1 protein-coding gene and 1 pseudogene are annotated in these 350 nt (G+C 43.4%); both read left to right on the top strand.

The genetic code is table 11. The features are described 5' to 3' along the window. Nucleotides 1-126 (top strand): transporter substrate-binding domain-containing protein (locus tag FTW16_RS01410; protein WP_146489801.1); only part of this gene is annotated, 126 nt, incomplete at its 5' end. A gap of 114 nt (nucleotides 127-240) precedes the next feature. Further along, nucleotides 241-350 (top strand): annotated as a pseudogene (locus FTW16_RS01405) (amino acid ABC transporter permease); the annotation flags it as partial.

Below are 350 nucleotides of genomic sequence, written 5' to 3'. Positions count from 1 at the left end.
TTCGTGGATAACGAGAAAGGTCGTAAGCTGCAAGACGAAGTCAACAAAGCTCTGGCTGGGATGCGCGCAGATGGTACAGTAGAGAAAATTTCCGTGAAGTGGTTTGGCGCTGACATCACGAAATAAGAACTCTTTGTACTTTAGGCCGCAAAGTGGTATCTCTCTCGGACTAAAATAAACTTACGTAAAGGTGGAACTTGTTTTCCACCTTTTCTTTTCTCTAGCCTTTAGGTAAGCCGTATGGGATTTGACTTTAATTACATGTTGGAACTGCTGCCGATATTGCTGAAATATCTTGGCACTACCATGGAAATGGCGACGAGGGGATTGGCGTTTTCACTGATTTTATC

This window comes from Vibrio sp. T20 (assembly GCF_007858795.1).
Taxonomy (GTDB): Bacteria; Pseudomonadota; Gammaproteobacteria; order Enterobacterales; family Vibrionaceae; genus Vibrio; species Vibrio satsumensis.
This window is presented reverse-complemented; position numbering and strand designations above follow the sequence as displayed.